Below are 20,310 nucleotides of genomic sequence, written 5' to 3'. Positions count from 1 at the left end.
ACTAATAATACTTTTGGTTACAAGCCCTCCAAATGGACTAGCCGTTTCGCGTCGCCACCCGGACGGCCGCCAGGCCTGCTGCCGCTGGGGATCGAAGTCTCTGGTATAATTCGCCCTCCCCGAAATGCCTTGGCCTCTTTCGGTTGCCTGCGCAGGCAAGCCGCATCTCACGCCGGCGCGTCGAAGCCACCACGACGAGAAAAACGACAGGTGACTTCCGCAAGTGAACATTTGCCGTAACGTGGGTCGCGTAAGTGCCCACGGCCACATTCCCGAAAGCCCGCCACGAGCGGGCTTTTTCATTCCCACGCCTCGCGCAGCGTACCCCCTCTTCGCCGGCAAATCCCCAAATCGTTTGAATTCAAATGATTTTGATAAGATCAAGATCATGGAGAACACCTCTTCCGAACTGCATCACCGCATCGGCATCCGCCTGGTCGGGCTCGCCCGGCGATGGCGCCAGGCGCTGGATGCCCGCCTTTCGTCCGCCGGACTGAGCGACGCCACCTGGGCACCCCTGGTCCATCTGCACGAACTCGGCGACGGTATCTCGCAGAGCGAACTGGCCGCGGCGGTCGGACTCGACGGCTCCAGCCTGGTCCGCTTGCTCGACATCCTGGTCGAACAGGACTTGATCGAGCGGCGCCCCCACGCGGTCGACCGCCGCGTCAAGCTGGTGCACCTGACGGCGGCCGGGCGCCGGACCGTGGCCGCCATTCGCAAACGACTGAGAGCCATCGAAAGCGAATTGCTGGCCGACGTCGACGATGGGGATGCGCAAGCCTTGCTGCGCGCCTTCGAGAAGATCGAAGCCCGGATTGCCGCAGCGGGCTGAAGGACACCCATGACCACCCGCCGCGCGTCCATCCGCCATCTGCTGGCAGCCGCCCGCATCCGCGAGAGTTTCACCCTCGCGACCCCGCCCTCGCTGCGCAACGCCGCCGTGGCCGGCATGCAGACGTCCCTGGCGGTGTTGATCGCCGTGACTGCGACCCACCTGTCGCCCTGGGCGCAGCTCGAGGGCTTTCCCGCGCTGGGCGCCCTGGCCGCGCTCTTCGGCCGCTTCGCACCGGGCCGACGGCGCCTGGCGATCGTCGCCACGTCGGGCGTGCTGCTCACCGCATCGGTCGGACTGCTTTCGCTGGTCGCGCAGGCAGGCGCCGCGCCCGCGACGATGCTGCTGTGCCTGGCGGTGCTGGCGGGGATCCTGAGCGCACTGGTGGGCCGATGGCGGATCGGCGCCCCCGGGGCCGTCATCTTCGTCTTCGCGGCCTGCGCCGCGGTCGGGCCCGCAGAGAGCTGGCGCACCGTGGCCGAACGCACGATCTTCACGGCGGCCGGCGCGGCCATCGCCTGGCTGGTCTGCCGCCTGACGGACCGGCTGCGCTCACAGGCATCGGCGTCCGTCGTCGAGATACCTGAAGCGGCCCCGCCGACGGGACCTCAGCTGATCGCAGCCGCGCGCATCGCGTGCTGCGCGGCCATCGCGGCGCTGCTGGCCCTTGCCGCCGGCTGGTCGCATCCGGCCTGGGCGGCGATCGGCGCGACGGCGGTGCTGCAAGGCAGCCACCTGCACGTCACGATGCATCGCGCCGTGCAGCGCACGATCGGCACCCTCGTCGGTTCGGGCATCGCCTGGGTCATCCTGGCGAACCATCCGTCCTTCTGGCTGGTACTGCTGGCGGTGGTCGTGCTGCAGTTCATCACCGAACTGGTGATCGGCTTCAACTATGTCTTCGGCCTGGTCTGCGTCACGCCGATGGCCCTGCTCATGACCTCTCTCGCGGCGCCTTCGGCCGCCGCCGACATGCCCCTCACGCGCGTGCTCGACACGGCGCTGGGCGCACTGATCGGCGTCGCGTTCGCGGTGGTGTTTTCAACGCTGGCCGACCGGGCCCACCTGGCGGCGCATCATGCCAGGACGCGGCCCGGCTAGAAGGCCTCGAAAGTCATGCAGGTCGGCTCCAGATCAAGCGCTCATGCCGCGGACGAAACAGCGTCAGATCGACGGCTTCATCATCAAGCGCATCGATGTCGACGGGTACGCGGCGAGCATATCTTCAATCTGAATTCGTTCAACTCGTCACCTGCAGGCGCCCTTCCCCTGCATTTCCCGCTACAGCAGCGGCTCGATGATTCGTCGGGCCTGCAGCAGGCAGTCGGCAAACGAGCGCCGGAACCCAATGGCGTCGATGGCATCGAATTCCGCCTCCGCCAGTTCGGACCTCTCATGCAGGCGCATCAGAAACGTTGCACCATGCCTGTGCCTGCTCAAAAATCGCGCAGCGGATTGAATTGCATCGGGCTCCGCGTCAGCCACCGCGCACAAGTCGTAAAGGTCACGGGCCTTTGCGTGATTACCGCGGTCCATCCACACGCCGGGCCTGCCCATGTCAGGCAGCGGTCTCATTGCCAAAGCTCGCGGCTGCTCTTGAGATCGTGGGCCAGTTCGCGCATGTGCTTCCACACCTGCGCACGATCCACCCGCCCCTCCCGATGCAGTTGCTCCACCACGGAAGCCAGCAAGGCGACGGGTGCCTCGTCGAGCAAGGCATGCATGTGGGGAAGAAAACCCTTCGGCACCGAGCCGGTGATCAAGGCATCACGCAACTTGGGCGGGCTCAGGGGTACCTTGTAGCTGACGCTGGCAGTCCGCGCGGCGATGTCCAACGCGTGACTCTTTCCGCCTTCAGCCTGGTTGCTTCTCGAGCGCGGGGCCGTGATCGTCACGGACAATCCGAGTGCTTCAAGCAGCTTGGCGGCCCTCGTCATGCTCAAGTCCTTGATGGTTCCCTTTTCCACCTGGTTGACAGTCGCGCGCGATAGGCCACTGAGCCTGGCCAGGGTCATTTGGGTCAACCCCATGTCAGAGCGGCGGACACGCACGGCAGCGCCGAGTTCGAAGATCGCAGACATGGTCGGAGCCTAGCCATCGCCGTCAACGATGTCAAATATATTTAACTTTCAGACAGATGCAGCGAGACAAGATCGAACGCCCGCTCACGGTGTGATGGCCACCTTGAGCACCCCGTCGCGCTGGTTGGCGAACAGTTCGTAGGCCGCCTCGATGTCGTCGAGCTTGAAGCGATGCGTGACCAGCGGCTTCAGGTCCACGCGCCCCGAACCGACGACGTCCATCAACCGGCGCATGCGCTCCTTGCCGCCGGGGCACAGCGTGCTGACGATCTTCAGATCGCCGAGGCCGGCGGAGAAGGCGCCGAGCGGAATCCGCAGATCGCTCGAATACACGCCCAGGCTGGACAGCGTGCCGCCCGGTCGCAGCACGCGCAGCGACGACTCGAAGGTGCCTTGCGTGCCGAGAGCCTCGATCGCGACATCGACGCCGCGCCCGTCCGTCAACGCCATGATCTGTTCGACCGGATCGCCCTGCTTGAAGTCCACGACGTGGTCGGCGCCGAGGCTGCGGGCCACGTCGAGCCGCGCGCGCACCGTGTCGACGCCGATGATGGTGGTGGCGCCCATCAGCTTCGCACCGGCGACCGCGCACAGGCCGATGGGCCCGAGCGCGAAAACCACGACGGTGTCCCCGATCCTCACCTTGCCGCTTTCGGCGCCGGAGAAGCCCGTGGACATGATGTCCGGGCACATCAGCACCTGTTCGTCCGTGAGGCCATCCGGGATCGGGCTGAGGTTGGCCATGGCGTCCTTGACCAGCACATACTCGGCCTGGCAGCCGTCGATGGTGTTGCCGAACTTCCAGCCGCCCATGGCCTTGAAGCCATGCCTGGTGCCCACGCCGTCCTGCGAACCGCAGCCGCACAGGCAGGCGTAGCTGTGGCCGCTGGGCGTGATGGCGCCGGCGATCACGCGCTGGCCCTCCTCGAAGCCGGCGACCGCCGAACCCAGCTTCTCAATGACACCGACCGGCTCGTGGCCGATGGTCAGGCCGCGCTCGACCGGGTACTCGCCCTTGAGGATGTGAACGTCCGTGCCGCAGATCGTGGTGGTGGTGACGCGGATCAGGGCATCGAGCGGACCGACGTCGGGAATCGGCTTCTCGTCGAGCACGATGCGGCCCTTTTCGACAAAGATGGCGGCTTTCATTTTCTTCATGGCAAGACCCTTTCTTTCAGTCCATCCATTGGACGCCGTGCGCGTGACGCCGGCTTGACCTCGCGCAACAACGACCGAGAAAGACGCCGCCGGCGCCAGGCCCGCACCGAAGCCCTTCAACCCTTCGACGTCATGTAGCCCATCCACGGCCAGTAGGTGAGCGCGAAGACGACCAGCAGCACGGTGGCGGCCGCCGTGATCGCGAGCCCGGTGCGCACGAAGTCGCGCGCCTCGAAGGTGTCGGTGCCGTAGGCGATCATGTTCTGCGGCGCGTTCACCGGCAGGATGAAGCCGAAGCTCACCACGAACTGCAGCAGCATCGTCATGCCCACCACGTTGAGGCCCGGCGTCTGCACCGCCGTGAGCACGCTGATCACGATCGGGATCATGGTCGAGGCGAGCGCCGTGGCGCTCGCGAAGCCGAGGTGGATCACGATCAGGAACAGCGACAGCAGCATCAGGATCGCGAACGCGCCGGCCTGCTGCAGCCCCAGGTGATGGACGATCAGGTTGGCCAGCCAGCCGGCGGCATCGGTCCTGAGCAGCGCGGTGCCGACGCTGATGCCGACCGCGAACAGCACCACCGTGCCCCACGGAAAGCCGCGCTGCGATTCCTTCCAGTCCATCACGCCGATGCGCGGCAGCAGCATCAGCGCGATGGCGGCGATGGTGGTCGACGAGGTGTCGAAATCGTGCAGCACCTTCTCGGTCGACCAGAAGCCCAGCAGCGCGAGCACCAGCACGAGCAGCTTCCATTCGCGGCCCGTCATCGGTCCGATCGCATCGAGCTGCTGGCGGAGCGTGGCCTTGCCGCCGGCGATCTCGGTCATCTCGGGCTTCAGCATCCGGGTCATGATGAAGTAGAGCGCGACGCTGAGCAGGGCCGAGAACGGCGCCCCGGCGATGAACCATTCGGTCCAGGTGATGTTGACGCCGAACTGCTTCTCGATGAAGCCGACCGCCACCATGTTCTGTGCCGCCGCGGTCTTGATGCCGACGTTCCAGACGCTGGCGGTCTGCGCCGCCGTGATCACCAGCAAGGCGGCGAAGCGGCTGCGCTTGTCGACCTTGAAGGCCAGGATGAAGCCCATCATGATCGGCATCAGGCAGGCCACGCGCGCCGTGGTGCTGGGCACGATGAAGGACAGCAGGAAACCCACCGCCATGGCGCCGATCACGATGCGGTTGGTGCGCGCGTCGACCTTCGACAGCACCACCAGCGCAATGCGGCGGTCGAGCCCGGTGGCGGTCATCGCCGCGGCGATGAAGCAGGCCGCCGCCACCAGGGCCACGGCGCTGCTGGCAAAGCCCGACAACGCCAGCCCGAGCGCGGCGGCCGTCCCCATGTCGGCGCCGGCGGGCTTGGCCGCGTCGGGCGCGTAGGCCAGCAGGAAGATCATCAGGGCCCCGATCACCACCGCGCTCACGGCGTAGTCGAGCGCCTCGGTCATCCAGACGATCACGGCGAAGGCCAGGATGGCGAGCATCACCTGTCCGGCCTGGGGCAGGCCCTGGGCCGCGGGCATCCATACGATCGCGAGCAGGGCCGCGAGCGCGGCGACGAGGCCGGCGCGCTTGACGATCGAGACCGGCGCCGGCGCGGCGGCAGGCGTGGGCGGGGCGATGGCGTTCATGGTTCTCCTGGTTCCAGATCCGGTCGATCTTCGGCGCTGGACTGGCGCCGGCCTTTGACATGGATCATCTCAGGTGGACGCGGCCCTGCGCCAGGCCGGCGCCTCAGGTGCTGCGTCGATCGACGCGCATGCGCCGCAGCGGCGCGAGCGGAAGGTCCGTGCCGGGCAACAGGTCGGCCAGCGTGACGCCATCCAGGTGCGCCATGAAATCGTGCAGCGCGCCCTGCAGCACGCCGGCAAGGCGACAGTTGCCGGTCAGCGCGCAATGGTCATTCGTGCCGAAGCACTCGACCAGGTCGAAATCCGGCTCGACGCTGCGCACCACCGCGCCGAGGTTGATGTCCGCGGGCGCATGGGCCAGACGCATGCCGCCGCCCTTGCCGCGCACGGTCTCGATCCAGCCCTGCAGGCCGAGCTGGTGCGTCACCTTCATCAGGTGCGCTTCGGAAACGCCGTGGGCCTGCGCGACCTCGGCGATGGTGCACAGCCGCTGCGGCTGCTGCGCCACGTACATCAACAGGCGCAGCGCGTAGTCGGTCATCATCGTCAGGCGCATGGGGCTTTCCGTTCACTTCGTCGCACGCAGGCGCAGGCCGGGCTTGAGCACCTGCGGCGCGGCCGCCGCGTCGACGCGGGGCCGGATCATCACGGGGAAGAAGCGCCACAGGTACAGCGCGAAGGCGAGCACCCAGGCGCCGGCCGACGCATGCAGCGCGCCGAGCGCCAGGTCCGTCGGCAGCAGGGCCAGCAGGCGCAGCGCGGCGGCGGCGATCACGAGCAGATAGCAAGCCACCAGGGTGCGGTCCGCGCGCAGGGGCCGCCCCAGGTGGCCCAGGGCCGTGCGCGTCACCATGCCGATGATCAGCACCGACAGGCCGGCCACAGCGATCACGTGCACCGGCCAGGCCGCCCGCAGCACCCAGCCCGCCGCGTGCGCGGCCGCCACCAGCAAGCCTGCGCCGAGCGCGGCATAGCCGAGATACAGGACCCAGAGCAGCGGCGCGCGCCGCACCGCCCAGGGCTTCCAGGCCATGACCTGCCGCAGTGCGATGGCACCGGCCACGGCCAGGGCCGCGGCCATGGCGGGCATCTGGCCCAGCAGCCCGAAGCCGATGGCCAGGCCGCCCGCGCCAAGCTGCCAATGACCGCTGCGCGTGTGCATGGGAATCGACAGGCCGGGCAGCGCGCGCATCGCGAAGAACGGAATCACCCGGCGCGCCACCAGCAGTGCGATCACCGCCATGCACAGCAGGCCGGTGTCCAAGCGCTGCATCAGCAGCGCATGGTCGCCCAGCCTAGCCGCGCGCAGGTACAGCGCATCGGCCACGCCGAGAGCCAGCACGAGCGGCGGCACGCCGTAGTTGCGCCGGCTGCGTGCGCCGTAGATGGCACGGCCCAGCGCGGCCGCGGCCCAGCCGAAGAACAGCAGTTCGCAGCACGCGGCCAGCCAGAAGGCGCCCTGCCCCGGCACGAGAAAGCCCACCCGCGCCAACACCCACAGCACGCACAGCACACCCAGGGCGCGCCCCTTCAACGGATTGATCCCGGTCCAGTTGCTGCCCGCCGTGAGGAGGAAGCCCACCGCGATGGTGGCGATGAAGGCCCAGAGCATCTCGTGCGCATGCCAGGCAACGCCGGCCAGCGTGCCGCCGAGCCAGCCTGGCGCAAAGACCCACAAGGCCACCGAGACCGCGGCCCAGAAGCTGCCCGCCAGATAGAGCGGCCGGAACCCGAGCTCGAGGAAGGCCTTCCACTGCGGCGGCGGCGCCCTCGTGCCCGCGGGCTCTTCGATGTGGAGCAGCTCAGCCATGCGACAACTCCGTCGGCAGGGCATCCGGATCGCGGCTTGCCTGGTAGCCCATCCACAGGCTTTGCGCGATGCGCTGCGCCATCGCCTGGGCCTCTTCGGCCATGGCGCGATTGGCTTGCGCGCCGGCGGTCTCGCGGAACAGGTCCAGCCAGCGCTCGAACAGCGCCGCGGTCAGGCCGGGCAGCACCGCGTGCTTGGGCATCGGCGCGCCCGTGAAACGGCCGGTGCGTCGCAGGATGGCCGACCAGAAGTCCACCAGCCTGGCCAGGTGAGGATCCCAGTCGTCGATATGCGTGTCGAAGATCGGGCCCAGGACTTCGTCCTGGCGCACCCGCGCATAGAACGCATGGACCATGCGCGAGATTTCTTCCTCGGTGCACAACTCGGTGGCAGTCAATGTCCGCTCCTTGGCTTGCCGACGGCAAGACTTCATAAGATTTATCTGAAATATATCTTATAGAGACATCATCTACGCATAAACCCCAATATTTCTGTCAATTTCAATACATATAGTCCGTATAACCGGACAACCTGACATTCACGCCTGGACGTCAGCCAGAACGGGAATCCTGAGCCGCCGCGGCGTTGCCCGCGCCAACGAGACCGTGATCGCCCCATGAGCATTTCGCCAACGATCGACCGTGACTCCCCGCTGCCGCTCTACGCGCAGGTCAAGCGCAGCCTGCAGGCCAAGCTCATGTCCTGGCCGGCCGAGGACGACCGCTTCTACACCGACCAGGACCTGCAGCGCATCTTCGGCGTGAGCCGGGCCACCGTGCGCCAGGCGCTGACCGAACTCGAGGGCGAAGGCCTGGTGCGCCGGCGCCGCGGCTTCGGCACCTTCGTCAACCGAGACAAGATCGAGGAGTCCTTCGCCGCGCGCAGCGACTTCTCGGGCCAATGGGCGCAGAGCGGCCGTTCGCTGCAGGTCGCCAACCTGAAGGTCGAACGCACCCCCTGCCCGGCCCATTTCGCGAAGGCGCTGGGCCTGCCCGCGCGCACCGAGGTGCTGAGCATGGAGCGCCTGCGCCTGTCGGGTGAGTTGCGCGTGGCCTGGGACCTGCGCTACATCCCGCTGGCCATCGCAGGCGAGATCGCGCTCAAGGAATTCGAGAACGTCTCGCTGCTGCAGGTGCTGCGGTCCCAGGTCGCGATCGAGCGCGCCGACACCCAGATCGAAGCCGCCCTGGCCGGCGAGGAATATGCCGAGCGACTGAATATCCACCCGGCCGCGCCGGTCCTCGTGCGCGAGATGACCTACTTCGCCGCGGGAGGCACGCCGGCCTTCACCGGCATCTCGGTCTATCGCGCCGACCAGGTCCGCTACAAGTTCAGCGGCCCGCTCGAGATCGATGGCGACATCGGGCGCTCCGATGTCCGCGTCAAGGCCGTCCAGCCCGCCGAGGCATGAAGCGCCCTCCTTCCTTTCCCGCACCGGCCCGCATCCAGGGCCCCAACTTCCACCGTTGTTTCGAGGAGTGTCGTGATGAATCGTGAACTGTTCCCGAAGATGTCTTTGTCGGTGTTGCTGGCGGCGACCCTGTCGTTCGCCGCGACGTCGTCCGCGTTCGCGCAGGCCACCGTGAAGGTCGGCTCGATCCTCTCCGTCACCGGCCCCGCGGCCTTCCTCGGCGAGGACATGAAGGCCGGCATGGAGCTCGCGGTCGAGGAGATCAATGCCAAGGGCGGCGTGGGCGGCAAGAAGATCGATTGGGTGTTCTACGACGCCGAGAGCCAGACCCAGAAGGGCCTGACCGCCACGCGCCGCCTGCTCGACCAGGACAAGGTCGACATGATCGTGGGCGGCGGCAACATGAGCGGCATGGCGATCGCCATGCTCGGGCTCACCGAGAAGGCCTCGGTGCCCTTCATCTCGACCGAGGGCGCGATGGACATCGTGACGCCGGTGGCCGAGCGCCAGTGGACCTTCAAGAGTACGGCCGACGACGAGCAGGTGATGGAGCGGCTCGCCGACTACTACGCCAAGAAGGGCATCAAGAAGATCGCCTTCCTCGGCGACTCGAGCGGCTTCGGCCAGGGCGCCGCGGTCCAGCTCAAGAAGGTGGCGGCGCGCCGCGGGCTCGACGTGATGTACGAGAGCTTCAACCCCTCCGACACCGACCTCACGCCGCAGCTCGGCAAGATCAAGGCCGCCGGCGTGCAGTCGGTCATCTGCTGGACCGTCACGCCGGCCGGCGTGGTGTTCCTCAAGCAGGCGCAGCAGCTGGGCATGGAACAGATGAACCTGATCCACAGCTACGGCTTCGTCGACAAGCGCTACATGGACCTGGCCGGCGATGCGGCCAAGAACGTGCTGCTGGTGTCGGTCAAGTTCCCGATCGGCGCGCAGTTGCCCGACGGCGATCCGCAGAAGGAGCGCATTGCCGCGCTGACCAAGGCCTTCGAGGCCAAGTACAAGCGCAAGCCGAACCAGTTCGCCGCGCAGACCTACGACGCGATCTACCTCGCGCGCACCGCGATCGATCGCGCCGGCGGCGCGGACCGCACCAAGGTCCGCGACGCGTTGGCGGGCATCGACAAATGGCCGGGTGTCGGCGGCGTCTTCAATTTCAGCCCGCAGCGCCACTCGGGGCTGTCGAAGGATGACCTGGTGCTGCTGAGCTACCGCGATGGTGCCTTCCAGCTGGCCGACTACAAGTGATCCATCGCGAGTGAATGCAGCCATGACCAACGCCACCCTTGCGCAGTCCGCGGCGCCCCGGGCCCTGTTCCCCGATGCCGCCACCATCATCGATGTGCCCGAGAGCCGGTTCCCCTTGAAGCTCGGCGTCGAGAACCGGCGCATCCGCGAGCTGTTCCACACCGCGACCCGGATGCAATGGAACCCGGCCACCGACATCGACTGGGACCAGCTCCACCCCGAGCAGTACACCGACGAGCAGCGCCGCGCCGCGCGCATGTACTGGAGCCGGCGCGCCTGGGGAGAGTACGGCGCGATCTCGGAAAGCCCGGCGCTGCAGATCCGCTTCTGCCACGAGCGCTGCCCGCCGGACATGGCGCTGTTCTTCTCGATCCGCTCGCAGGAGGAATCGCGCCATGCCGAGGTCTGCTTTCGCATGGCCGAGGCCCTCGGCGGCTATTTCGACCAGCCGGCCGCGGTCGCGTTCCAGGGTTCGGTGGCCTCGCACGGCATCCGCAAGGTGGCGCTCGATCCGGCGATCTCTCTCGAAGGCACGATCGCGGCCCTGGTCTGCGCGGCCGAGGAAATCGCCTTCGATGTGTTCCGCCATCTGACCGAGATCACGGTGAACCCGGTCGCACGCCAGGTGGTCAAGGCCATCCTGCGCGACGAGGTGCGGCACTGTGCCTTCGGCTGGGCCTTCCTCGAGCAGCGCATGCCGCAGATGAGCGCGCAGGAGAAGGACGTGGTGCGCCAGGCGGTCATCAACATGATCGAGAAGGTGGAGCTCAACGGCTACCACAGCTCCTGGCTCGCGCCCGCCAACCCCTCGTCCACGGCCGAGATGGAGGTCGACGAGATCACCCACCAGGCAGGCCTGGGCGCGACCACCGAGGCCCTCGAAAAGCCGGTGTTCCTCCAATCGATCGCCGCGATGCGCGAACGCATGCGCGACAACTGGGGCATCGAGATCCCGATGTTCCGCCACCCGAAGATCGAGGGGCCGTTCTAGGCGCTGCGCGCCGCTGGCCCATCACAGGCCCCTCATCTTCCGCCGCCCGCCTTCTTCGTCGACCTTGCCAAGGAGCACCGCCGTGCCGCACCCCGATTCCACCGCCGCGTCGCCCGCACGCACCGCCATCCGCATCGAGCGCCGCTTCCCGCTCGACCTGCGCCAGTCCGACCAGGCCATCCGCACGCTCTACGAGGATTCGAAGAAGGCCCGCTGGGCGCCCGAGCTCGACATTCCGTGGGACGCCTTCGATGCCCGCGCGCACGATCCGGCCGCGCTCGACGCCGCACGGCGCGTCTGGAGCCGCCGCGCCTGGCTCGAATACACGGGCCTGGCCGAAACGCCGGCGCTGGTGATCCGCTTCTGCCTCGAGCTCGACCGCGAGGCCGACCCCAAGTACTTCCTGACGGTGCGCAACACCGAGGAGGCCTGGAACGTCGAGTCGTTCCATCGCTATGCCGAGGCCTGCGGCGGCTACCTGGACACGCCCGCCGACCCGCACTGGCAGCCGCTCTTCAACCGCGGGCTGCACCGCGATGCGCTCGACGCCGACCGTTCGCTCGACGGCCACGTGCTGACCCATTGCACCTTCGGCGACGGCCTCGAGCATGCGCTGGCCGGCGCCTGGCTCGCGCAGACCCGCGAGCCCGTCGCCAGGGCGCTGCTGGCGCGCTGCGTCGAGGCGCGCGAGCGTCATGCCCGCTTCGGCTGGCTCTACATCGAGCGGCGCGCGCCGCTGATGTCGAACGAAGAGCGCGCCGCGGCCGTGCAGGCCCTGGTGCAGCACCTGATGCAGGTCGAGCTGGCGGGCTCGCGCTGCGTCGGCCTTGCGACCGCGATCGACGCCTCGGCCGACATCGCCGATCTCGACCGCGTGGCCGCGGCGGGTCTCGGAGCCGCAGGCGCCGAGGCCGAGGTGCAGGTCTTCAGGCAACACCTCGCCGACTGCCGCGACCGCCTCGACGCCATCGGCCTCGAGCTGCCGGCGCTCGACCATCCCCGGCTCGGCCGCCTCTGAACATCGAGCCCCTGGTGGATCAACTGCCCAACCTGCTGCTGTCCGGTATTTCGACCGGCAGCGTCTACGCGCTCGTGGCGCTCGGCTTCAACGTCATCTTCAAGAGCACCGGCGCGATCAACTTCGCGCAGGGCGAGTGGGTGATGATGGGCGGCATGGTCGCCGCCGCGGCCGTCGCGGCCCAGGTGCCGCTGGGCCTTGCGGTGCCCTGCGCGATCGCGGCCGTCGTGCTGCTCGCGCTGCTCAGCGAACGCTTCGTCGTGCGCCGCCTGCCGGTCCAAAGCCCGCTGACGGTCACGCTCGTGATGATCGCAGTGGCGATCTGCTTCAAGAGCCTGGTGATGCTCGTGCTCGGCAAGAACCCGATGAGCCTGCCGGGCTTCTCGGGCAGCACGCCGATCGTGCTCGGCGCCCTGCGCATCCATCCGCAGACCCTGTGGATCGTCGGCACCTGCGCCCTGGTCATGGTCGGCGCGCACTGGTTCTTCGAGCGCACCGTGCTCGGCCGCGCGATGCGCGCGGTCGCGGCCCAGCCCGAGGCCGCGGCGCTCTGCGGCATCGAGCCGCGCATGGCGATGGCGCTGTCCTTCGGCCTGGCGGCGGCCTTCGGCGCCATCGCGGGCATCGTGATCACGCCGCTCACGCTGACCTCTTTCGACCACGGCACCGTGCTCGGCTTCAAGGGCTTCTCGGCCGCCATGCTCGGCGGCCTCGGCAGCCTGCCGGGCGCGCTGGTGGGCGGGCTGCTGCTGGGCCTGCTCGAGGCGCTGTCGGGCGGGCTGCTGTCCTCGCACTTCAAGGATGCGGTCGCCTTCGTCGCGCTGCTGGCGACGCTGTTCCTGCGTCCCTCGGGCCTGCTCGGGCGCCATGCCGTGGAGCGCGTATGAAGCACCCCGCCGCCCTTCCTCTTGCCTCCTCGCCGCTTCGCGAGCGCAGCCTGCGCATCCGGCACGTCGCCGTGGTCTGGCTCCTGTTTGCCGCCTGGCCGCTGGTCGCGGGCAACGACTACGTGCTGAGTCTCGGCATCTTCTTCTTCATCAACCTGCTGCTGCTGGGCGGGCTCAATCTCGTGATGGGCTACGGAGGGCAGATCTCGCTGTGCCAGGCCGGTTTCTTCGGCCTGGGGGCCTATCTGTCGGGCGTGCTCTCGGTACGCTGGGGCGTGCCGCCGGCGATCGGCGCGCTGGCCGCGATGGCCGGCGCGGCGCTGTCGGCCTTCGTGATCGGCCTGCCGGCGCTACGGCTGCGCGGACACTACCTGAGCATGGCGACGCTGGGCTTCAACGCGATCCTGTCGGTGCTGTTCAACGAACTGGTGTCGGTCACCGGCGGGCCCAACGGGCTGTCGGGCGTGCCGCCGATCGCGCTGTTCGGCTTCGCCTTCGACACGCCCGCGCGCTTCTTCTGGCTCGCGTGGCTCGGTGGCCTGGCGGTGATGCTGCTCGTGGCCTCGCTGCTCGCGAGCCGCGCAGGCCGCGCCTTGCGCGCGGTCTCGGGCAGCGAGGTGGCGGCCGACAGCATGGGCATCGACCCGTTCCGCAGCAAGCTCGCGGCCTTCATGGCCTCGGCGGTGGCCGCGGGGCTGGCGGGTGCGCTCTACGTCCACTTCAACCAGTACGCCTCGCCGGAGACCTTCAGCTTCTCGGCCTCGGTGCTGCTGGTGGTCATGGTGGCCATCGGCGGCTGGGGCCGGTTCTGGGGCCCGCTGTTCGGGGCCGCGGTCTTTACCGCGGTGCCCGAGCTGCTGCGCCGCATCCAGGATGCCGAGCTGCTCGTGTTCGGCGCCGGCATGGTGGTGGTGCTGCTGTTCCTGCCCGGCGGCATCGCGAGCCTGGCCGCCCGCCTCGGCCGGCGCAGGAAGACCGTGGTCCCGGAGCCGAAGAAAGAAAAGGTGGCGCGCCATGGCCTTGCCTGAAGCAAGCCTGGAACGCAGGCCCGTCCCCGGCCTCGCCGCCGCGCCCGCGCCGGGCCCCGCGCTCGAGGTGCAGTCGCTGAGCGTGAGCTTCGGCGGCCTGCACGCGGTGGACCAGCTCTCGTTCACGGTCGCGCCCGGCATCATCAAGGGCATCATCGGCCCCAACGGCGCCGGCAAGACCACCCTGTTCAATGCCGTTGCCGGCGTCACGGCGCCCACGCGCGGAAGCGTCAGGCTCGACGGCCGCGACATCACGGCGCTGCGTCCGCACCAGCGCGCGGCGCTCGGCCTCTCGCGCACCTTCCAGAACCTGCAGCTGTTCCCGGCGATGAGCGTGCTCGAGAACGTCATGGTCGGCGCCCATCCGCGCCTGGCCGGCGGCTGGTGGTCGGGCCTGTTCGGCGGCGCGCTGGCCGAGGAGCGCGGTGCCGAGGCCGAGGCCTGGCGCCTGCTCGCGCTGCTCGGGCTCGAGGCGCGCGCCGGCACGCTCGCGGCGGACCTCGGCTTCGCCGATGCCAAGCTGCTCGAGATCGCGCGTGCGATGGCCTCGAGGCCGCGGCTGCTGCTGCTCGACGAACCGATCGCGGGCGTGCCGCTGGCGGAGCAGAACCGCATCCTCGAAGTGATCCGCGCGATCAATGCAGACGGCGTGACCGTGGTGCTGGTCGAGCACAACATGCGGGTCGTGATGAGCGCCTGCGACGAGATCCTGGTGATGAACCACGGCAAGCGGCTCGCCGAGGGCCGGCCCGCGGAAGTCTCGCGCAACCCGGAGGTGATCCGCGCCTACCTGGGTGGGGAGGCGGCGCATGCCACTGCTTGACATCCAGGGCCTGCACGCGGGCTACGGCGCCTCCGACGTGCTGCACGACGTCGCGATCGCGATGGAGCCCGGCTCCTTCCATGCCTTGATCGGCGCCAACGGCGCCGGCAAGTCCACCACGATGAAGGCGCTGTCGGGGCTGCTGCGGCCGGTGCGCGGTTCGATCGCGTTCGCTGGCGAGGACATCGCGCGGCTGCCGGCCGCGCGCATCGTCTCGAAGGGCTTCGCGCTGGTGCCGGAGGGCCGGCGCGTATTCGGTCCGCTGAGCGTGAAGGACAACCTGCAGATGGGCGCCTTCACCGACCTGTTCCCGCGGCGCAAGAACAACCTCGACGATCGGCTGGCCTTCGTGCTGTCGACCTTTCCGCGGCTGGAAGAAAGGCTCGCCCAGGCCGCGGGCACCTTGTCGGGCGGCGAACAGCAAATGCTCGCCATCGGCCGCGCACTGATGTCGGGCCCGCGCCTGCTCGCGCTCGACGAACCGTCGATGGGGCTCGCGCCGGTGATCGTCGAGCAGGTCTTCGCCGCGCTCAAGCAGCTGCAGCGCGGCGGGCTGACGATCCTGGTGTCGGAGCAGAACGCGAGCATCACGCTCGCCCATGCGGACATCGGCCACGTGATGGAAAGCGGCGCGATCACGCTCTCGGGCGCGGCTGCGGCCTTGCGCGACGACGACCGCGTGCGGGAGGCCTACCTTGGACTTTGAGCCCGCCGACCCCCAGCTGTTGCCGCCGGTGGACCCGGCCCTCGAAAGCGAATACGCCCTGCGCTCGCGGCACCCCGAGCGCAATGCGGTCTACGAGCGCCAGGCCCGCGCGAGCGCCGACCTGCGCCGCGCCATGCCAGGGCTCCAGACGCGGCGCTATGCCGCGTCGAGAGGATGCCTGCTCGACTTCCTGCCGACGCCGCATCCGGCCACGGCGGCCGCACCGCTGTTCGTCTTCATCCACGGCGGCTACTGGCGGGCGCTGGAGCGCGGCATCTTCACCTTCCTCGCCGCCCCCTGGCTCCAGCGCGGCGTCCACGCGGCCTTCATCGGCTACGACCTGGCGCCGGCGCTGCGGGTGTCGGACATCGTCGCGGAGGTCGGCGAGGCGATGGCCTGGCTGCGCGGGCACGCGCAGGAGCTCGGCGTCGACAGCGCGCGCATGCTCGTCGCCGGCCATTCCGCGGGCGCGCAACTCGGCGCCTGCGTGCTCGACGGCCCGCAGGGCTGGCAGGCCGCCGCCTTCGTCGGCGTCAGCGGCGTCTATGACCTCGAGCCCTTGCGCCACACCAGCATCAATGCCGACATCCGGCTCGACGAACGCGAGGCGCGCGCGCTCAGTCCGATGGCAGGGCCGGCCGAGCGCGCGACGAAGCACCTCCTGGCCGTCGGCGGCGCCGAGACCGAAGGATTTCGCGGCCAGTCGATCGACTATGCCGAGCATCTGCGGCGCGCGGGCTGCGCGGCGACGCTGCGCATCGTGCCGGAGCGCACCCATTTCGACATCCTCGACGACCTCGGCGATGGCGGCAACGCGCTGTTCCGCGATGCCTTCGCGCTGCTGGCCCCTCCCTGAATCCACACCCTGCATGGCCATGAAAAAACACAACCCTTCCACCATCGCCGCGCCGGCCGGCGCCTATTCGAATGGCGTCTCGGCGCCCGCTGGCGGTCGCTGGCTGCACATTGCCGGCCAGGTCGCGATCGACGTCGACGGCACGGTCCCCGAGAGCTTCGAAGCGCAGGCGCATGTGGCCTGGCGCAACCTGCTCGCCGTGCTGGCCGATGCCGGCATGGGCGTGGCCGACCTGGTCAAGGTGAACCACTTTCTCGTGGACGCCAACGACATGGCCGCCTATGCGGCGGTGCGGGCCGGCTACCTCGGCGAGGCGCGGCCGGCTTCGACGCTGCTGATCGTGCAGGCGCTGGCCCGTCCGGCGTGGCGGGTCGAGATCGATGCCGTGGCCTGGAAGGCGCAAGGCTGAATCGCAGGCGCGGGCAGCCCTTCGCAGACCGCACGACGATGACTCTGCCCTCTTCTCCAGCCACGCATCCGCCGCCCGAACCGCATGCCGCGATGGCGGCGCTTCTCACGCGTCTTGCGGCAGCCCGCGCCGGGCAGCCGAGCCGCTATGCGCTGCCCTTTCCGGAAGCGCGCGCGCAACTGCTGGCCGAGCGCGAGCCCTGGCTCGACGACGGTCCGCCGTGCGCGCTTTCGTCGCGGCGGCTCGAAACGCAAGGCCGCTCGGTCGAGCTGCAGATCGTGACGCCGCGACGCTGCGAAAGCGATCGCGTGGCGGTCTACCTGCACGGCGGCGGCTGGTGCGTGGGCTCGCCGCGCACCCACGAGTCCATTGTGCGGCGGCTGGCCGAGGCCTTGTGCTGCGAGGTCTGGTCCGTCGACTACGCGCTGGCGCCCGAGCATCCGTACCCCGCGGGTCTGCAGGACTGCATCGCGGCAATCGACCAGGCGGCGCGGGAACACCCGGGCGCCCGCCTGATCGTGGCCGGCGATTCGGCCGGCGCCAACCTCGCGCTCGAGGCAACGATCCGACTGCGCGATCGCCAGCGCACCGAGGACCGGCAGACGAATCGCGCCTGGCCCGAGGCGCTGCTGCTGTTCTATGGCGTCTACACGCGGTCGTTCGCGGGCGCGAGCATGGCGGCCTTCGGCGATGGGCGCCATGGCCTGTCGATCGCGGCGCAGGAGCGCTATCTGCGCGCCTACCTGGGCCAGGAACCCGGCCCTGAGGGCGATCCAAACGCTGCAATACCGCCTCACACGGCCTTTGCGCTCGATGGCGGCGTCGACCTCGGCGCCCTTCCCCGTGCCTTCCTGCTGGCGGCCGAGATCGACATCCTTCGCGACCAGACGCTCGCCCTGGCCGCGGCGCTGCGAGCCTCCGGCAATGCCGTCGAAACCATGGAGGTGCCCGGGGTGACCCATGGCTTCCTGGCCTATGGCAAGGCGTTGCCGGGCGAGGTGGATGGCGCGATTTGCGCGGCGGCGGAGTTTGCGCTTCGGGTTAGTTGACGAAGAGGGCTGTTCGGGCAGCAGACGTGCAAGCGCCAGCCTAAGAACTGCCGGATGCTCCGCCGACCCAGTTCTCAACCGCCAGACCCTCCACGCGACGGAACTCACGTTCGTTGTTGGTGACCAGCACCCAACCTTCAGCGCGGGCGTGCGCCGCAATCCAGAGATCGTTGTTGCCGATGGGCGTCCCTGCGCGCTCCAGCACACTGCGAATCTCGCCATAGTGCTGCCCCACGGCATCGGTCAGCGGCGCGACCTGGATCGCGCTTTGCAGCCGTTGCAGCGCGGCCAGGGCCTTGGCACGGGCTTGGCTTTTTTCGGCGCCGTGTCGCAACTCGCCCAGGGTGATGACCGACATGGCCAGTGCATCGGCGCTGAGTCGCTCGAAGCGCGCTCGAACGGCGGGCGGATTGTGCTTGGCGATATAGATGCAGATGTTGGTGTCGAGCAGGAAGCGGATGGCCATTCAAAACGTCTCCCGCTCTTGAGGGGGGCTGTCGTTGCGTCCGTCGGCCATGAAGTCGGCCGGCATGGCGATCAGGGCGTCAAAAATGGCGACGGCGCTGACGGGCCGCTCGCGCAAGACGATGTCGTTGCCTTGGCGAAAGATCTCGACCTGTTCGGAGTTGAACCGGAACTCCTTGGGCAGGCGCACGGCTTGGCTGTTGCCGGATTGGAAGACACGGGCGTAGGTCATGCGGTGTTCCTTCGAAATATATACAAAAAGTATATACATTCAATCCAGGCTGGTCAATGTTGCGCGCAGGGCGTGGCCGCGCCAGGCTACCCGCCGAACTCGCACAGTACGATTCACCTCCATGGAAAACCAAGACCACCCGCTCAGTTCGAGACCTCTGCTGCCGTAGCCCATGAACCTGAGCTACTTCTGCCCCTTCTTCGCCGCGACCATCGCAGGCGTCTTCGTTGCCGGTGGCGTCTGGAAGCAACTGCGCCCCCGCGCGATCGGATGGGATGCGGTGGTCGCGGCCACCCTCTTGACCGGTGTCGCGATTGCCATCATCCGCATTCCGCTGAATCCTTGAACCAGCGACCGACGATGCCTCTACGGCGAGCGATCACCGAGCACGTGGATCATCGATCGAGTTTGAGGAACAGATCGCGATCGGGAGCGAAGTTCGCGTACAACGGCAGCAGCGCGCCGCCGATGGCGCGCGCATCGGCGCCGATCGCGCCGGCCAGCACCTTGGGACGGGCCACGCCTTCCCAGCTGTAGCGGTCGAGCGCGCCGTCGACCGCCGCGAGCACCTCGGCGAGCATCTCGCGGCTGAACGACCCGTCGATGATCGCCCCGTCGAGCTCGAGCAGCGCCGTCGCGCTGTGGATCGCCAGTGCGATCGCCGGGCTCGTCTGCTGCATCCACGCGCGCGTGACCGGCAGCCATGGCGGCGCGACCGCGCGTTCGTCCGCCACGGCACCGACATCGAGCCCGGCCTGTGCGTACAGCGCCTCCAACGTGAACAGCGACGCCACGCTCAGCAACTGGGGCGGCGGTGCGCCGTCGGCGCCACCCAGGCCGAGCGACATCGACCCCACGGCGCCCGCGTTGCCGGCCCCGCCGCTGCGCAAGTGGCTGTCGATCACGAGCCCGCCGCCGATGAAGGTGTCGATGAAGAGGTACAAGAAGCTGCGGATGCTGCGTCCGCGCCCGGCCACCAGTTCGGCCACGCAAGCGGCCGTCGTGTCCTTGACCAGCTCGACCGGCAGCTGGGTCATGGCCGCCACCCGCCCGCGGATGTCGATCGAAGTCCACTTGCCGGCCTGCTCCGGCGCCACGCCGAGCAGCGACTGCCAGCCGCCCAGCGACAGCGGGGCCGCAATGCCGATGCCGTGCAGCAGCTGCGCGCGCTTGGGCCCGAGCGCCTTGCGCAGCGTCGCCAGGCGCGCACGGATCTCGTCGAACAGCGTGTCGGGGTCGGGGAACTCGTAGTCCAGCGTGAGGCGCTCGCGCACCTGGGCGGTGAAATCGACCAGCAGCACGTCGAGGCTGCGCCGGCCGATCTTGATGCCGATCGAGAAGGCGCCATCCGGGTTCAATGCCATCGGCACCGACGGCTGGCCGATCTTGCCGCGCACCGGTGCGTGCTTGAGCACCAGCCCGTCGGCTTCCAGCCGCGCGATGATGATCTGCACCGTCTGGGCCGTGAGGTTGGTCAGGCGCGCGATTTCGGCCTTCGGCAGCGCGCCATGCAGGCGGATCGCCTGCAGCACCACGCGCTCGTTGAACTGGCCCATGCCCACCTGGTTGGAGCCGCGCGGGCGCAGCCGAACTGCAATCTCGCCGCTGTTCATGGCGAAAGTTCGCGAGCGAGCACGCCTTCGAGCGGCTCGGGGCCGAGCCATGG

The 20,310-nt window shown here is 68.7% G+C and carries 24 protein-coding genes; 14 read left to right on the top strand and 10 right to left on the bottom strand.

The window, feature by feature from the left end; genetic code table 11:
* The first annotated feature begins 388 nt into the window (after positions 1-388).
* Both AC1DYK_RS08000 and AC1DYK_RS07995 read left to right on the top strand, forming a co-directional pair.
* Positions 389-835: a MarR family winged helix-turn-helix transcriptional regulator gene (locus AC1DYK_RS08000; protein WP_478165775.1), complete on the top strand. Its 447-nt coding sequence runs from the start codon at positions 389-391 to the stop codon at positions 833-835.
* A gap of 9 nt (positions 836-844) precedes the next feature.
* Complete coding sequence (locus AC1DYK_RS07995) at positions 845-1,936, top strand: FUSC family protein (RefSeq protein ID WP_478165774.1); 1,092 nt, start codon at positions 845-847, stop codon at positions 1,934-1,936.
* A 180-nt stretch (positions 1,937-2,116) separates the two neighbouring features.
* Here the strand turns inward: AC1DYK_RS07995 and AC1DYK_RS07990 are convergent, their stop codons facing one another.
* The 7 genes from AC1DYK_RS07990 to AC1DYK_RS07960 form a co-directional block, all read right to left on the bottom strand.
* Complete coding sequence (locus tag AC1DYK_RS07990; protein WP_478165773.1) at positions 2,117-2,392, bottom strand: nucleotidyl transferase AbiEii/AbiGii toxin family protein; 276 nt, start codon at positions 2,390-2,392, stop codon at positions 2,117-2,119.
* Between the two features lie 14 nt (positions 2,393-2,406).
* Complete coding sequence (locus AC1DYK_RS07985; protein WP_478165772.1) at positions 2,407-2,916, bottom strand: helix-turn-helix transcriptional regulator; 510 nt, start codon at positions 2,914-2,916, stop codon at positions 2,407-2,409.
* 84 nt (positions 2,917-3,000) lie between these two features.
* Positions 3,001-4,074, bottom strand: coding sequence for an NAD(P)-dependent alcohol dehydrogenase (locus AC1DYK_RS07980; RefSeq protein WP_478165771.1), 1,074 nt, complete (start codon positions 4,072-4,074; stop codon positions 3,001-3,003).
* A 116-nt stretch (positions 4,075-4,190) separates the two neighbouring features.
* A complete protein-coding gene (locus AC1DYK_RS07975) occupies positions 4,191-5,708 on the bottom strand; it encodes an SLC13 family permease (protein WP_478165770.1) in 1,518 nt (505 codons plus the stop codon).
* Between the two features lie 103 nt (positions 5,709-5,811).
* Positions 5,812-6,264, bottom strand: coding sequence for an RrF2 family transcriptional regulator (locus AC1DYK_RS07970; RefSeq protein ID WP_478092225.1), 453 nt, complete (start codon positions 6,262-6,264; stop codon positions 5,812-5,814).
* Positions 6,265-6,276: 12 nt separating this feature from the next.
* On the bottom strand, positions 6,277-7,518 hold the full coding sequence (locus AC1DYK_RS07965) for an NnrS family protein (RefSeq protein ID WP_478165769.1): 1,242 nt from the start codon (positions 7,516-7,518) through the stop codon (positions 6,277-6,279).
* On the bottom strand, positions 7,511-7,915 hold the full coding sequence (locus tag AC1DYK_RS07960; protein ID WP_478165768.1) for a group III truncated hemoglobin: 405 nt from the start codon (positions 7,913-7,915) through the stop codon (positions 7,511-7,513). The genes AC1DYK_RS07965 and AC1DYK_RS07960 overlap by 8 nt, the downstream gene beginning before the upstream one ends.
* 219 nt (positions 7,916-8,134) lie before the next feature.
* Between AC1DYK_RS07960 and AC1DYK_RS07955 the strand changes: the two genes are divergently transcribed.
* From AC1DYK_RS07955 to AC1DYK_RS07905, 11 genes are all read left to right on the top strand, one after another.
* Positions 8,135-8,929, top strand: coding sequence for a GntR family transcriptional regulator (locus tag AC1DYK_RS07955; RefSeq protein WP_478165767.1), 795 nt, complete (start codon positions 8,135-8,137; stop codon positions 8,927-8,929).
* A gap of 75 nt (positions 8,930-9,004) precedes the next feature.
* Positions 9,005-10,180: an ABC transporter substrate-binding protein gene (locus AC1DYK_RS07950; protein ID WP_478092218.1), complete on the top strand. Its 1,176-nt coding sequence runs from the start codon at positions 9,005-9,007 to the stop codon at positions 10,178-10,180.
* 22 nt (positions 10,181-10,202) lie between these two features.
* Positions 10,203-11,171 (top strand): ferritin-like domain-containing protein, encoded by a 969-nt coding sequence (locus AC1DYK_RS07945; protein ID WP_478165766.1) that lies wholly within the window; start codon positions 10,203-10,205, stop codon positions 11,169-11,171.
* An 82-nt stretch (positions 11,172-11,253) separates the two neighbouring features.
* Positions 11,254-12,189, top strand: a complete 936-nt coding sequence (locus AC1DYK_RS07940) for a hypothetical protein (protein WP_478165765.1) — start codon at positions 11,254-11,256, stop codon at positions 12,187-12,189.
* Between the two features lie 14 nt (positions 12,190-12,203).
* A complete protein-coding gene (locus AC1DYK_RS07935) occupies positions 12,204-13,076 on the top strand; it encodes a branched-chain amino acid ABC transporter permease (RefSeq protein WP_478165764.1) in 873 nt (290 codons plus the stop codon).
* A complete protein-coding gene (locus AC1DYK_RS07930) occupies positions 13,073-14,104 on the top strand; it encodes a branched-chain amino acid ABC transporter permease (protein ID WP_478165763.1) in 1,032 nt (343 codons plus the stop codon). The genes AC1DYK_RS07935 and AC1DYK_RS07930 overlap by 4 nt, the downstream gene beginning before the upstream one ends.
* Positions 14,091-14,927 carry an ABC transporter ATP-binding protein gene (locus tag AC1DYK_RS07925; protein WP_478165762.1) on the top strand — a complete coding sequence of 279 codons (837 nt, stop codon included), beginning with the start codon at positions 14,091-14,093 and terminating at the stop codon, positions 14,925-14,927. Before AC1DYK_RS07930 ends, AC1DYK_RS07925 begins: the two co-directional genes overlap by 14 nt.
* Complete coding sequence (locus tag AC1DYK_RS07920; protein WP_478165761.1) at positions 14,914-15,633, top strand: ABC transporter ATP-binding protein; 720 nt, start codon at positions 14,914-14,916, stop codon at positions 15,631-15,633. Before AC1DYK_RS07925 ends, AC1DYK_RS07920 begins: the two co-directional genes overlap by 14 nt.
* Positions 15,623-16,489, top strand: a complete 867-nt coding sequence (locus AC1DYK_RS07915; protein WP_478165760.1) for an alpha/beta hydrolase — start codon at positions 15,623-15,625, stop codon at positions 16,487-16,489. Before AC1DYK_RS07920 ends, AC1DYK_RS07915 begins: the two co-directional genes overlap by 11 nt.
* Before the next feature lie 19 nt (positions 16,490-16,508).
* Positions 16,509-16,898 carry a RidA family protein gene (locus AC1DYK_RS07910; protein ID WP_478165759.1) on the top strand — a complete coding sequence of 130 codons (390 nt, stop codon included), beginning with the start codon at positions 16,509-16,511 and terminating at the stop codon, positions 16,896-16,898.
* Between the two features lie 38 nt (positions 16,899-16,936).
* The gene (locus AC1DYK_RS07905; RefSeq protein WP_478165758.1) at positions 16,937-17,947 is read left to right on the top strand and encodes an alpha/beta hydrolase; all 1,011 of its coding nucleotides are present in this window, start codon (positions 16,937-16,939) and stop codon (positions 17,945-17,947) included.
* 40 nt (positions 17,948-17,987) lie between these two features.
* On the opposite strand, the gene vapC is transcribed toward AC1DYK_RS07905, so the two are convergent.
* Positions 17,988-18,413, bottom strand: a complete 426-nt coding sequence (gene vapC, locus AC1DYK_RS07900) for a type II toxin-antitoxin system tRNA(fMet)-specific endonuclease VapC (protein ID WP_478165757.1) — start codon at positions 18,411-18,413, stop codon at positions 17,988-17,990.
* Complete coding sequence (locus AC1DYK_RS07895; RefSeq protein ID WP_478165756.1) at positions 18,414-18,644, bottom strand: antitoxin; 231 nt, start codon at positions 18,642-18,644, stop codon at positions 18,414-18,416.
* A 172-nt stretch (positions 18,645-18,816) separates the two neighbouring features.
* Here AC1DYK_RS07895 and AC1DYK_RS07890 point away from each other — a divergent pair, with 172 nt between their 5' ends.
* On the top strand, positions 18,817-18,990 hold the full coding sequence (locus tag AC1DYK_RS07890; RefSeq protein ID WP_478165755.1) for a hypothetical protein: 174 nt from the start codon (positions 18,817-18,819) through the stop codon (positions 18,988-18,990).
* 49 nt (positions 18,991-19,039) lie between these two features.
* On the opposite strand, the gene AC1DYK_RS07885 is transcribed toward AC1DYK_RS07890, so the two are convergent.
* Positions 19,040-20,257, bottom strand: a complete 1,218-nt coding sequence (locus AC1DYK_RS07885) for an ROK family transcriptional regulator (protein WP_478165754.1) — start codon at positions 20,255-20,257, stop codon at positions 19,040-19,042.
* Positions 20,258-20,310 lie beyond the last annotated feature (53 nt).

The organism is Variovorax sp. P2_H12, from assembly GCF_056403395.1.
The sequence above is the reverse complement of the archived record's forward strand: the minus strand, read 5'-3'. Positions and strand labels throughout refer to the sequence as shown.